Consider the following 13,528-nt stretch of genomic DNA (forward strand, 5'->3'; position numbering starts at 1 on the left):
AAGATTCCCAGAATAACTTCGTTTTTGCGTGAAATCCCTAGGTAATATGGGAGGACATCGAAGAAATTAATAATTGTTTACGCTGTAGGAAAATTACAGATGGAAATGCAAAATCGATACTCTCGACATGAACTTTTAAAAGAAGTTGGAGTCGAGGGAAATCAAAAAATCAGATTGTCTAAAGTTTTGGTTATTGGTGCAGGCGGATTGGGCTCTCCAGCTGCCATGTATCTTGCCAGTGCAGGTGTCGGAAAGCTCACGATTGTGGATGAAGACACCGTTGATTTAACAAATCTTCAGAGGCAAGTTATCCATAGAATGTCTACTCTCGGGCTGCCTAAAGTTCTTAGTGCCAAGGTTACCCTTCAAGAAATGAATCCGGATGTGCGCGTAGTGCCTTTAATGATTCGGCCGGGCAAAGAGTTGCTGTCAAATTTGGTTAGAGAACATGATGTCGTTCTGGACTGTACTGATAACACGGACTCTCGTTATCTTTTGAACGAAGTATGCAAAGCAGAGAAGAAACCGCTTGTGACAGCAGGGGCAGTGGCCTTTGACGGGCAGATAACCGTTCTGGATTTCCGCCAGGAAAATTCTCCTTGTTATGCCTGTTTATTTCCCAATCACGAGGGAAAAGACGAAAAGGCTTCTACGAAAGGAGTATTTGCGCCTTTAGTGGGAATACTTGGATGCATGCAGGCTGCTGAGGCCCTTAAAATTGTCGGTGAATTTGGAAAAGTGTTGACTGGCAGACTCTTGATGTTGGATGCACGAACCATGCAGTGGCAAGAGTTCAGATACAGTCAGTCTGATGAATGTCCATTATGCGGACATAAGGATGAATAAATGAGCGTAAAGGTTTTGTATTTTGCTTCCCTTAGAGAACATATGCTCAGGGGACAAGACGAGATTGATCTTTCGGCGGATATCACAACGGTCGAAAGATTGAAGAATTATCTTTCTGAAAAAGATCCTCTTCTTAAAGAGGCTTTTGAAAAAATGCCTCGTTTGAGATGCTCGGTAAACCAGGAAATGGCAACCGATCGTCATCATGTTAAAGATGGTGATGAAGTTGCTTTCTTCCCTCCTGTAACCGGTGGTTAATGGATTGAACTTATTTCAAGGTCTGCAATCTCCCGTATTCCAGGCCTTGAGAGCACGTGACCGACACAGTAAGTATTTTCTGCTGACAAATACTTTCTTCTTACTGCAGCGCCTGAAGAAGAGGAGCAGATGTCTCAATCAAGCAATGTTCCAGCGAGTACCCAAGATTCCTTCTTGAGCAGGAGGCCTCCGAACCCTTCAAAGAAAGCCTTAGCGATGGCCGCTTTACGATTCTTTGTCGCTTTGTCAGCTGCTCTTTCGTTATCTTTTGTATTTCATGATGAGAAAGTCGGAGGCTTTGCCTGTTTGGCTTGTTTTATGGCGCTTTTGTCAGACGATAAGAATTCTTTATCGTCTCGTTTACTCGGACTTCTATTGACCTTCCTCTGCGTCATGTTTTCAGCATGGCTCGGATACGTGCTCAAAGACTTACCTCACGGCAAATGGCTGATCCTAGGACTCTGTGTTTTCGGCTCCGCTTTGCTTCCTTTTGTGGAGCAGTTTTGGTGGCTGTTAGGCAAGTATTCTCTAATCTTTTTATTGATCTCTCTTTTTGACTTTACTCCGACTGAAAGCGCTGTCATCGGATACTCCGCAGGCTTTGCTCTTTCCGGTGTGGTAATAATTGTTGACCATTATCTCTGGCGTGCTGATAATCTCGGACGCAGACCAATGGACCAACTCAAAGAGTTTATAGGAGGCACCAGAAATCCGCTTTTTTTTGCCGTCATTTCAGCGATTATTGTGGTGTTTTCTTTATGGTCGGCCCAACTCTTTCATTTCATGCAGCCGGCATGGGTCGGTATGAGTGTTATTTATCTGCTTAACACTCGGGTATCTATGGGATTTAAGAGAAGCTATCAAAGAATTTTCGGGACTTTATTCGGCTATCTCTTAGTTGTGGCTATCTTTCCTTATGCCAATCATTACGCTTTCTTGGGAATTTTGATAGTTTTGTCAGGAATGCTAATTCCTGTGTTTCTTCCTACGAATTATCTTTTTGCTAATACGGCAATTACGGCCTTTATTCTCTTTGCGCTGGATTGGCTTCTTCTCGCCTATGGAGGTGACGGATACATGATTGCGTGGCGCCTTATCGATACAATTTACGGCGTGATTTGTTCTCTCTTAGGACTCTTACTGATAAAAGTATCGTTTGCATTACAAAAACGATGCTGATTAACGATAACTAATTGACAGATAGGGTTTTTCCTATCAAACTAACACTGAAAGATGTTAGCACGAGTATTTGAGGGGTGACGTACAATAACTATTTGCTAACATTAAAATATCCTATAAATTTAATGCTATCGGGGAGGAATGTGGTTTAACACTCTTTTATTCCGAGAAAAACTTCATCTTTTTGCCCGCTAAATTACAACGAGGATGTCAATTTTATGGCCGCCAACAAAACAGAGACCACAGCAACCGAAACAACTCAACTTCCAGAGCAAACTAAACCTGAGACACCGGTCCAGGAAACACCAAAGGCTGAGCAGCCTGCAGCAAAACCTGCAAGAAAACCGCGTGTAAGAACTACAGCAGTCAAGAAACCTGCAGCTTCCAAGGCAGCTGCCGCAAAAACTCCTGTTGCTAGAACTCCAAGACGGGCTAGTACTTCTGCAAAGAAACCGGTTGCTGAAGCAATTCAGGAGTTGCCGGCTCCTAAGCACATTTCACTAGAAGATCCTGCTCTCTATACCAACCGTGAACTTAGTTGGATTGAATTTGACAGAAAAGTTCTGGAAACTGCCATGGATCCGGCTATTCCTCTGTTGAATAGAGTGCTGTTCCTTTCCATTTTCTTCAATAACCTGGACGAGTTCTACATGGTCCGTGTTATGAATTTGCAGAAGCAGGCCAGAAGCGGAGCCGAACCGACCGGTCCGGATAAGCTTTCTCCGGCAAAACAGCTTTCTGAAATTAGAAGAAAAGTTTTAGAAATTGTCGATCAAGCCGAAGATTTGTGGCTTGACCAGTTAAAACCTGCTCTTGCTAAAAAAGATATTGTTATTGCGAAGTATGCAGATCTGACAAAAGAACAGCAAGAAAATCTGAACCGTTACTACGATGAAGATATTTTTCCGGTTTTGACTCCGCAAGGTGTAGACGCAGGCCGTCCTTTTCCGATGATTTCCAATACCAGTTTGAACTTTGTAATTGAACTGGAAGAAATCGGCAAGGAAGGAAAAGTCCGTTACGCACGTGTTAAGTGTCCGAACAATGTTCCTCGTTTCCTCTTTGTCTCTAACAAAGATTCTACAGTTACACCAAACTTGGGAGTCACAGTCAGCGAAGGCGTTCTGATTCTTTCTGAAGATCTCATCGCTAACAGACTCGAGACTCTGTTTCCGGGCTATCGTGTAATTACTTCCGGCTTATTCAGAATTACTCGTAATACGGACGGAGAAATCGAAGAAGACGAAGCAGACGATTTGTTAGCTGCTGTTAGAGATTATGTGGAACAAAGAAGATTCGGTTCCGTTGTCCGCTTGGAAATCGAACGAGGCATGCCTCAGCGTCTCCAAGACTTCCTTGTTGACCACTTGGATTTGATTCAAGTTCAAATTTACCGCTACAGCATTCCGCTCGGCTTCTCAGACTTCGGAAGACTGATGCGTATCGATCGTCCGGGTTTGAAGTATCCTGAAACGCATCCGAGAACACCGAAGGAATTCGAGCCTGATAGAAACTGCTTCACGGAAATTCGCAAAAAAGATTTGATGGTCTACCATCCATATGATTCTTTTAATTGCGTTTTAGAATTCCTTCGTCAAGCAGCTTTGGATCCGAACGTTGTAGCTATTAAACAAACCCTTTATCGCTGCGGCAGTGATTCTCCGGTTGCTAAATGGCTGCTCGAAGCCCGCAGAAGAGGCAAACAGGTTACTGCTGTGGTCGAATTGAAAGCACGCTTTGACGAAGAGCAGAACATGAACTGGGCTGAAGAAATGGAACGCAACGGTGTTAACGTTGTATACGGTTTTGCCGGCCTGAAGATTCACGCAAAATTATGCTTTGTCATCAGACGTGAGCACGGATCCTTGGTTAGATACGCTCACATCGGATCAGGGAACTATAACGCAGCTTCCGCCAAGATTTACACCGACCTTGGGCTGTTTACTGCAAACAGAGCAATCTGCGACGATATTCAAGATTTGTTCAACGTAATGACCGGTTATGGTCGAGTTAAGCATTACCGTGAACTCTTGGTTTCTCCTAACACCCTGAGAGGCAAACTCGTCGAGCACATCCGCCGCGAAGTTGCTATTCATAAGAAGGAAGGTAACGGCCACATCATTATCAAATGCAACCAGCTAGTTGACGCTGAGATGATGAAAGAAATCTACGAGGCCTGCAGAGCCGGAGTTAAGGTTGAGTGTATCGTCCGCGGTATTTGCGGTTTGCGTCCAGGAGTCTCCGGAGTATCCGAAACTCTCAGTGTTCGTTCCATCGTCGGACGTTTATTGGAGCATGCACGCGTGTATTACTTCCATAATGGCGGCAAGCCTGAAGTTTACTTCGGCAGTGCTGACATGATGACACGTAACTTATCAGGGCGTATCGAAGTTCTGACTCCGATTCTGGATCCTGTTCTTCGCACTAATGTGATGAAGCAGATTATTGAACCGCAGCTTAAAGACAATATCCATGCTTGGGTCTTGCTTTCCGACGGTTCTTATAAGAAGCTTTCTCCAGCCAAGGGAGAAAAGATTTACGATTCTCAGGAAGAAATCGCTAAACATCTGAATTTGCAGAAAGCCTAACCCAACAAATGACAAGAGCCGCGATTCGCGGCTCTTCCTCCTACTACCCTTTGTTAGTCTTAAATTTAATAATTTCTGCTCGGCTGGCGCTGAAAAGAAAGATCAATCGGTATGCAATAGCGCAAAGTTCTCGGAACTTTTGCAAAAAAAGGATTGTCTTTAAAAGTTGTCGAGCATGTTCCGTCCGTTAACTTTTCAGGCAGCTCCATCGAGAACATAAATCGATCTTTTTCGTATTGTTCAAAGTTGGGAGAGTCCTTTTCAAAACTTGTCTCATGTACATCTCCCAGAGCATGAAGAAATTCATTAGAGTTTTTGGCAATGGCAACGTGCTGGATTTCTGCTAAGCCATTTTCCTCTTTACCAAAGAATAGGAGCTCGTATTTCTTAAAGGCTTGGTTTCTTTTAACTTTTCCTTTGAGATTGGTGAGCTGATCGCTGTCTCGAGGAAGTATTAATCCGTTCAAGCGGAAAATAGTATTAATGAAACCTGAGCAGTCCAAGCCCGAAGCCGTATTTCCGCCCCACATATATGGAGTGCCCAAAAGACTTTCCGCAGTCTTTAAAACATTGTCCATAAATTTGGTCGGATCTTCATTAATTTCTTTCGCTTTTTCAGCAGCCCATTGATGAAAGTCCTGAATTCCTTCTTTGTTCACAGTTCCCATCATCCCGGAAGGGAGGGCAACGGTAACGGTGTTTTTACTTTCTGATATTTTCTTCAGAATAGAGCCTGCCGGGAGGAACATCTTCTTAGCGTTATTGACCCCGTTGAGCTCAAGATGCAGATTAGTAACAATGACTAGTTCTGAACTATTCCATTTGCTCAGTCCGCTGGTACTCAAAGATTTAAATTGTTTTTTGTGAAGCCAGCCCATATAGCCGTCAGGGGTCTGAACTTGTACCCAAGCACCGCGGGACTGGATTTTTCTAATAGGTGTACCTAAAACGGCTTGAGTTACCAAAGCCGAAGCAAATTTGGGCTGAGCGTGCATCGAAGCAACAGGTACGTTGATTAAGCCCCAGCTCTTTTCAATAATTTCATCTTCTACGGGAAGAATGACAACCTGATCGGTGAAATTAATATTTTTTTGAAGGAGTTCGTCGAGGATGCTCCTCAAAACTCCTTCGGCTGATGTTTTTCCGTTTAATACTAGTTTTCCGTTAACACAGGCAGGAATTATTTCAACAACTTCGGTCCGGCGATCAAAGTTTGTTTTGAGAACTAATTCACGAGCAACTGCCAGTTGGTTTTCGCAAGAAGACGTAGCTGAAAAGGCGGGAGAGGCGCAAAGAGAACTTCCAATCAATACGCCAAAAATAATGGTGCCTAACCTACTCTTAAAATTCATTTGTGGTACCGAAAAGCCTTATACCAAGTGTCGAAAAGTCTAAAGATAATTTGTAACAGGATATTTTACAGAATTCTATGGAAGTTTCTGTTATCGCTTGAATGAAAACAAAATAAGCGCGTAACAGTACCAGATTTTGGTTACAGTTGAAAGTAATTTTTACGAAATTGAAAAAATAATTTGTAAATGTCAAGAGCGTCAATGGCTAAATCAGGGAGCTAAGTCGCGTACGAAATATCGGGAAAAGATAATTTGAAAAAGAAATGGAAAAGGGACTCGAGTTTTCCGAATCCCTTTTCCAGATGAAATCCTTGGTGCCCACGACTGGACTCGAACCAGCACGCCCGTGAAGGCGCCAGCACCTGAAGCTGGTGCGTCTACCAATTTCGCCACATGGGCACGAACCCAAGATTTTACACAAACAAATCCGGTTGTCAAATATAAGCCCGTAAGAAACTTGTGGAGATTCGAGTTCGAGTCCGTCGTGCGGCACCGAACTCTTTGAACTGGAATTTACGGCTCGGAGCGAGACTTTCTCCAGTCTGAGCGGTTTTTAGATGTCTCCTCGATTTATAGAAGTTACAATTTTCAAATCATATAAATTTGCTTGAAGAGGAACCCAAAATTACTTCGAGAAAAAAATCTAAAGAAACAAGATGGGAAGAAGACTTCGAACCGATTTCAACTATTGGTGAGGCCAAAGAGAGTTTTTTGAATTACCTTTGCTCCTGCCAAGGTGAAATAGGAATGTCGATCCTCATAACTCGTCTGATTAAAAAATTCGGCGTGAGCGCATCATTTGTTAAAGACGTCCTTGAGCAGCTCGTTAAAGACGGACAGATTAAACGTGATCACGTTAATAAGATTAGCTACATCGGAGACAAAAAAATCTATACCGGCGTGGTTCAGGCTCATAAGAACGGTTTTGGTTTTTTAATTTGCGACGAGGATGTGCCTGATCTCTTCATCCCTGATGAAGAAATGGAAAAACTGCTTCCTGACGACAGAGTTGAGGCTACATGCATTGGTTTCGACTATAAAGATAAGATGATCGCTTCCGTGCATAAGGTAGTCTCAAGAAAACTCAAGACTATCGTCGGAGTGTACGAAACCGTAAAAGGCAGGAAGATTGTTAAGCCCGAAGATCCGCGAATTCAGCAGGATTTTATTATTGACGGAGACACTCAGAATGCTAGTCCGGGTGATGTCGTCGAAATTGAACTGAAAGATGCCGGTTTCTTGTCCTTGCGCCCTCATGCGACAATGAAGGAAGTGATTGGGAAGCCGGAAGACAAGGGCATGGAGATCGAGATTGCCGTTAGAAAGTTTGGCGTTCCGCATAAATTTTCTGAAGCAACTCTTGAGGCCGTCAAAAAGTTTTCCGATCACGTCACTAAAACTGATTTAAGAAATCGTGTCGATTTAAGAGACATTCCGTTTGTGACAATTGACGGTCCTGATGCAAAAGACTTCGATGATGCGGTTTATTGCGAACCCATAGGAAAAGACGGAAGCTACCGCTTGCTCGTTGCTATTGCTGACGTCTCACACTATGTAAAACCAGGCTCTGCAATTGATAAAGACGCACAGGAAAGAACGACCAGTGTGTACTTTCCAACGAAAGTTATTCCTATGCTTCCTGAGGAGCTCTCTAATGGGTTGTGTTCTTTAAATCCGAATGTAGATCGGTGTACTTTGGTGTGCGATGCCGTTCTCGGCCGTAAGGGAGAAGTGATCGCCTATCAGTTCTACCCGGCAGTCATTTGTTCGGCTGCCCGATTAATTTATGACAATGTTTGGCTCGCTTTGCAAGATCCGAATGGTCCGGCAGCCCTTGCAATGAAGGATGTTTACCCTCATGTAAAAGATCTTTATGACCTCTTCAAAATTTTGTTGACTTCCCGGGAGTACCGAGGAGCGATGGACTTTGAAACCGTCGAGACTTACATCGTTGCCGATGCTCAGGGAAAGATTGAAAAAATTCTCCCAAGGGAGAGAAACGATGCACATCGCTTGATTGAAGAGATGATGCTGGTGGCAAATACATGCGCTGCAGATCTTTTGCAGTTAAATAAAGCTCCGTGTCTTTACAGAGTTCATGAACCGCCCAGCGAAGACAGGTTGGGGAAGGTCAGAGCCAGCCTTGCGCCTTTCGGATTAGTTTTGGAAGGAGGAGATAAGCCGACACCTGCAGATTACTGCAAAGTTCTGGATAAGATTAAAGACAGACCGGATAAGGTTCCTCTTCAGATGCTGCTTCTGAGATCCATGCAGCAGGCGGTTTATAGTCCTCATAATCTTGGACACTTCGGATTGGCCTATCAGGCATACACTCACTTTACTTCTCCGATCAGACGTTATCCGGATTTGTTGGTGCATAGAGCTATCAGAGGAATTTTGGCTGGTAAACATTACGTTCCGAAACTGTTGGTTGAGCCCGATCTGTCTGAAACAACCCTCCAGCTTAGAAAAGCGGAGGCAGAACCTGAAGAAGGTGCAAAGAAGATCCCTCACATTGAAACATGGGAAAAACTTGGTTTGCTGTGCTCTGAGTATGAAAGAAGGGCAGATGAAGCCAGCTACGATGTCATGGCCTGGTTAAAGTGCTATTACATGAGAGACTTTATCGGACAGACATTCAGCGGTGTGGTGACCGGAGTAGCTCCATTTGCGATCTTTGTTACTTTGAACGACTACTACGTAGAAGGTTCGATCCACGTCGCCGAACTCGGAGCTGATTACTTTGTCTACGACGAAAAACTGAATCAGCTGAAAGGCTCCTACTCAGGCAAGATCTATAAATTAGGCACACCGGTTAGAGTTAAACTAATGCGATGTGACTTAGAGAACCGCAGAATAGAATTTATTCTGGTTGAGGATGCTCCTGCCAAGAAGGTAGCTAAAGCATCTTCTGCTAACTCTAGATCCAGAGCATCTAAAGAAAAAACAAAAGCCGAGCCTGCAAAAGAAGAAAAGGCGCCGAAAAGGACTTCGGCGCGCTCCAAAAGAGCTTCGGCTGCGAAAACCAAATAAGAAGGCAGAGTTGAATAATGGCAAAAAATGATACTGTGCTGACTGGCTTTCATGCAGTCAGCGCAAGATTGAAAAAAGATCCTTCAACTATTGAAGCTGTTTACGCCGATCCCAATCGTCGTGACGCACGCATGAAGCAGATTCTTGAGCAACTGGCAAAAGCCGGTGTGCGTGTCATGAAGGCTGACCACCAAAGATTGGAAGGATTGTCAGGAGGTATTCCTCATCAAGGATTGGTGGCTTTAGCAAAGCCTATCGAAAGCGCGATGAGTTTTGATGATCTGATGGACGCAATTAATCCGAAAACTCTTTTGCTGATCCTGGACGGCGTTACAGATCCGAGAAATCTCGGTGCGTGTTTAAGAGTTGCGGACGCAACTGGTGTTCAGGCTGTCGTTGTGCCTAAAGATAGATCTGCAGATTTGACCCCGGCCGCTATCAAAGCAAGTGCCGGGGCGTCAGAAAGCATTCCTCTCGTTAGAGTGACCAACCTTGCCGCCAGTATTGTTGAGTTAAAGGATGCCGGTGTTGAAGTGGTTGGTACGGCCGGGGAAGCTACCAAGACAATTTTTGAATTCAATCAGACGGGTCCGTTCGCATGGGTTCTCGGAGCCGAAGGCGACGGATTGCGCCAGTTGACCAGAAAACGCTGTTCTGACCTTGCTAGTATTCCGATGTTCGGCAGTGTGGAAAGTTTGAACGTTTCCGTTGCTGCCGGAATCTGTCTTTATGAGACGGTTCGTCAAAGAACTGCTTAATTTATTTACAAAACCGCGATTTCAACTTTTTTTATTTAAGTGTAAAAAGGTGTAGAATTTTGCGTTTTCGAAGTCCTTGTCACACCGGAAGACGCTCCGGGCGACTAAAAACCATAAGGAGGCTAAATGCGTCATTACGAGATTTGTTTCATCGTTCACCCGGATCAAAGCGAACAAGTTCCGGCAATGATTGAACGTCATAAGACTTTCGTGGAAAGCCACGGAGGAAAAGTACACCGTGTTGAAGATTGGGGCCGTCGTCAGTTGGCTTACCCGATCGAAAAGCTTGTTAAAGCTCACTATGTTCTTATGAACATCGAATGCGGTCCAGATGTCCTTGATGAAATCGAAAATGGTTTCCGTTTTAACGACGCCGTTCTTCGTCACCTCACAGTCAAGATGAAGAAAGCTGAAACAGAACCTTCTCCAATGATGAAGGCTGTTGAAAAAGAAGAGGCTCGCAAGGCCGCTGCTGCTGAAGCTGCTAAGAAGGCAGAAGAACCAGCCGCTGCTGAACCTGCAGAAAAAGCTGAAGAACTACAGGCCTAATTCTGAGGTTCTAGGTGAACGGCTTTCAACTGTCAGCTCAGTTAATCAGCCGAGAGGCTTTGAGATACACCTTGGCCGGTGTTGCGGTCTGTGAATGCGGATTCCAGCATACCGGTGTGACTCAAGAAGCTGACAGCGACAGAAAGAACAATTTCAAATTTACCGCAGTTGCGCTGGGCAAGATTGGAGAGGTTCTCAGTAAAGAAGAGCTTGGTTCTCAGTTAATTCTTCGAGGATTCATCGCTACTTCTTCAGTACGTTCATCTAAGCTAGTTCTACACATTACGGAATACGATAAAGGAGTTTAATCATGGCTTTTGGCGCCAAAGGAAAGGGTAAACCTCGTAACCCTAATCAGCAGAATGCGCTCTTCAAACGCAAAAAATTCTGCCGCTTCACAGTTGATCATGTTGAACAGATCGACTACAAAGATATCGACACACTTCGTGACTTCATCCAAGAAAACGGCAAGATTATGCCTGCACGTTTGACTGGTACTAAGGCACGTTATCAACGTCAGCTTGATACAGCAATTAAGCGCGCTCGCTTCCTTGCTCTTCTTGCTTACACTGACAACCAGTAATCGGAGGAAAAAAGATGCAAGTTATTCTTCTTGAAACAATTCCTCATGTTGGTCAGCTTGGCGACGTCGTCAAAGTTAAAGATGGTTTTGCCCGCAACTACTTGATTCCTACAAAGAAAGCCAAACGTGCTACACAGGCTGCTTTGGACGAATTTAATGCAAAGCGTGCTGAGCTCGAACGCGCTCAGGCAGAACGTCTTGCTAAGGCTGAAGAATTGAAAGAAAAGATCAACGGTATCGTTCTTACAATTGCTTCTAAGGCTGGTGTTGACGGACGTTTGTTCGGTTCTGTTACTAATATGGATGTTGCTGAAGCTCTCGACAAGCTCGGCCACGAAATCCACAAGAGCCAGGTTCGCACTCCATTGGGCGCAATCAAGGCTATTGGTGAATACACACTCCAGATCGACCTTCATCACGACATCATTGCTGATGTAGTAGTTAAGGTTGTCGCTGAAGCTTAATCCTGAATTCCGGACCTCCTAGGTGATAAATCTAGGAGGTTCTTTGATTCCTATGGCTTCCAAAGTTAATCTTATTTTCTTTGGAATTAAGTCCCAATAAAAGAATTGATTGTTTTCTGATTTCCGGCTTGTGACATCTATCACACTCAGGCTTCTTAAGAAGTCGGGGACATCGTCAGGCAAAAATTTTGCTTTTTCTTCCTGACAGTTTTCTTCTTCTCTTGCCCGGTGGAAACGCATTTTTAAATTCATCAGCAAAATCAAGCTTAGAAATAGAACAAATACTTTTCCTTCTAAAGCGCTTTCCTGGCAACGCATGCGGCGTCCCGAACATCTCTCTTTGAGGTTATTGAAGTTCTTCTCCACGATGTCTCTTTGCCGGTAAATTCTCAAAGCTTCAGCTGCCGAAGATACTGAGCTGGACACCAATACGAATAGCCCTAGTAGTTTTTCATTTTGCTGCCACAGTTCTTTGTCGTAAGCCCATCCTAGAGAGCCCTTGATAAAGAACTGTTTACGCAAGTCTGCTTCCGGTTTATTTAAGGGAGATTTAGCTTTAATTTTTTTCTGCAGTTTTTTCAGCTTTTTCAACAATGTTTCTCTTTCTCCGGCGGCACGGAATGGGTCAAGATAAACATGGATATACAGTGGCTTCCTTTCACGATAACCTGTTGAAGGATCGTAGTAAGACCAAGTAGTTGAAGATGTTTTGGCTTGCAGTCCATATTCTTCTAAGAATGTATCCACGCCTCCTAACTGCAATTCCCTGGCAAAACTGTTAATAACCGATTTGCAGTAATTAAGGTTGGTCTTAGAGCCGCAGATAAATCCAAGATTGTTTTTATAAAGTTGGTCAAGCAAAGAAGGTGAGCTAAAGGCTCTATCCATGACTAAGCTAACGTTGGAGGTATCCAATTGAGCGGTGTCTACCAACAACTGCCTTAAAGCCAGAGGATCAGAAATTGAACCTTCCAGAACTTTGTAATACAGGGGTTCTCCGGAATTTTCGGAAACGATCAGACCCAAGTTTAACTGAGGCAGTTCTGGATTTTCTTTGCTGTAACCATAGGCAGTTTTTCGGATGGTTTCAGAGTAAGAAGAGATAGAGGTGGTGTCAAAGCTCCAATAAAGAGAATTCTGCTCGGAAGATTTAGAGTGTTGAATCCTTTTGTGAAGAAATCGCATGACTTCTGGATTTAAGATGCTTTGAAAAACTTCGGAGACTTCCTGAGAGCTCAAGGGAGAGCAAGGCAGCCAAGTGTGATGGCTGTAGATCTCAAATTCTGAGGCAACGGCGCCCGGATCGGAGGCAAAGAAAATAGCCAAAGACAGAAGAACTGCCGCACGGTTTTTCCCAAATACATCCTCAAGATCAGTCAGCAGATGGTTTTGTTGGGCTATTTGCCACAAGACATAGGAGGCTCCGGCAGAAAGTCGAGTGTTCTGATCGAGTTCATCAAAGAAAGCCTGACGTTGTTGAGCCATGGGCTCAAGAGGTGGAAGCACCGCAATATTTGGACCGGCAAGACGTATTGTTCTTCCAGATAAGGTGGCCTTGCAGTCCTTTAAAGCAGGAAACTGACTTAAGAATTTCTTTCCTAGCTCTACTGAGTCATCATCAAAAATTCTTCCTACCGTTTTCTGGAATTGTTTCTGGCAAGTGGAGCCTTCCCATTTATTTCTGTAGAAAATCGCGTATCTAATCCCATGATTGTTCTTAATAAAAATGGGTGAGATAACTCCTGACTTAATGAAATAGTTTTCTTGAGCCGAAGGATCAAAATTTGTTTGAGAAGTATCGGTTTTCATAGGAGATAATTATCACCTATGAAATATAAAAAAGCTGATTCGTAACTCAAAAAGAGCACTAAATCAGCAAGTTATTAAGAAAAAGCAAGAAATTGTTAAATATGCACCT

General features: G+C 43.8%; 12 protein-coding genes and 1 tRNA gene. 10 read left to right on the forward strand and 3 right to left on the reverse strand.

All coding sequences use genetic code 11. The annotated features are described in order from the left end of the window. Window positions 1–99: 99 nt before the first annotated feature. From ADH67_RS12000 to ppk1, 4 genes are all read left to right on the forward strand, one after another. On the forward strand, window positions 100–846 hold the full coding sequence (locus ADH67_RS12000) for a HesA/MoeB/ThiF family protein (RefSeq protein WP_066593651.1): 747 nt from the start codon (window positions 100–102) through the stop codon (window positions 844–846). Next, window positions 847–1,104: a molybdopterin converting factor subunit 1 gene (moaD, locus tag ADH67_RS12005; protein ID WP_066593650.1), complete on the forward strand. Its 258-nt coding sequence runs from the start codon at window positions 847–849 to the stop codon at window positions 1,102–1,104. It abuts the gene before it with no gap. 129 nt (window positions 1,105–1,233) lie between these two features. Further along, window positions 1,234–2,283: an FUSC family protein gene (locus ADH67_RS12010; RefSeq protein ID WP_066593647.1), complete on the forward strand. Its 1,050-nt coding sequence runs from the start codon at window positions 1,234–1,236 to the stop codon at window positions 2,281–2,283. Between the two features lie 218 nt (window positions 2,284–2,501). After that, entirely contained in the window at window positions 2,502–4,871 is a 2,370-nt protein-coding gene (ppk1, locus tag ADH67_RS12015) for a polyphosphate kinase 1 (protein ID WP_066593640.1), read from the forward strand. Between the two features lie 65 nt (window positions 4,872–4,936). On the opposite strand, the gene ADH67_RS12020 is transcribed toward ppk1, so the two are convergent. Together ADH67_RS12020 and ADH67_RS12025 are read right to left on the reverse strand one after the other, a co-directional pair. Beyond that, a complete protein-coding gene (locus ADH67_RS12020; protein WP_066593638.1) occupies window positions 4,937–6,223 on the reverse strand; it encodes a C40 family peptidase in 1,287 nt (428 codons plus the stop codon). Window positions 6,224–6,535: 312 nt separating this feature from the next. Continuing rightward, window positions 6,536–6,622 (reverse strand) — tRNA-Leu (locus ADH67_RS12025). Between the two features lie 312 nt (window positions 6,623–6,934). Here ADH67_RS12025 and rnr point away from each other — a divergent pair. From rnr to rplI, 6 genes are all read left to right on the forward strand, one after another. Next, window positions 6,935–9,256 (forward strand): ribonuclease R, encoded by a 2,322-nt coding sequence (rnr, locus tag ADH67_RS12030; protein ID WP_255202400.1) that lies wholly within the window; start codon window positions 6,935–6,937, stop codon window positions 9,254–9,256. Between the two features lie 17 nt (window positions 9,257–9,273). Next, the gene (gene rlmB, locus ADH67_RS12035) at window positions 9,274–10,014 is read left to right on the forward strand and encodes a 23S rRNA (guanosine(2251)-2'-O)-methyltransferase RlmB (protein WP_066593634.1); all 741 of its coding nucleotides are present in this window, start codon (window positions 9,274–9,276) and stop codon (window positions 10,012–10,014) included. Window positions 10,015–10,140: 126 nt separating this feature from the next. Beyond that, window positions 10,141–10,563, forward strand: a complete 423-nt coding sequence (gene rpsF, locus ADH67_RS12040; protein WP_066593631.1) for a 30S ribosomal protein S6 — start codon at window positions 10,141–10,143, stop codon at window positions 10,561–10,563. A 14-nt stretch (window positions 10,564–10,577) separates the two neighbouring features. Continuing rightward, window positions 10,578–10,871 (forward strand): primosomal replication protein N, encoded by a 294-nt coding sequence (locus ADH67_RS12045; RefSeq protein WP_066593628.1) that lies wholly within the window; start codon window positions 10,578–10,580, stop codon window positions 10,869–10,871. A gap of 2 nt (window positions 10,872–10,873) precedes the next feature. Next, window positions 10,874–11,146: a 30S ribosomal protein S18 gene (rpsR, locus tag ADH67_RS12050; protein ID WP_066593626.1), complete on the forward strand. Its 273-nt coding sequence runs from the start codon at window positions 10,874–10,876 to the stop codon at window positions 11,144–11,146. Window positions 11,147–11,160: 14 nt separating this feature from the next. Next, window positions 11,161–11,610, forward strand: coding sequence for a 50S ribosomal protein L9 (gene rplI, locus ADH67_RS12055; RefSeq protein WP_066593624.1), 450 nt, complete (start codon window positions 11,161–11,163; stop codon window positions 11,608–11,610). An 18-nt stretch (window positions 11,611–11,628) separates the two neighbouring features. Here the strand turns inward: rplI and ADH67_RS12060 are convergent, their stop codons facing one another. Further along, a complete protein-coding gene (locus ADH67_RS12060) occupies window positions 11,629–13,419 on the reverse strand; it encodes an IS1634 family transposase (protein WP_066593622.1) in 1,791 nt (596 codons plus the stop codon). Window positions 13,420–13,528 lie beyond the last annotated feature (109 nt).

The organism is Turicimonas muris (assembly GCF_002221595.1).
In the GTDB taxonomy this organism is placed as follows: domain Bacteria; phylum Pseudomonadota; class Gammaproteobacteria; order Burkholderiales; family Burkholderiaceae_F; genus Turicimonas; species Turicimonas muris.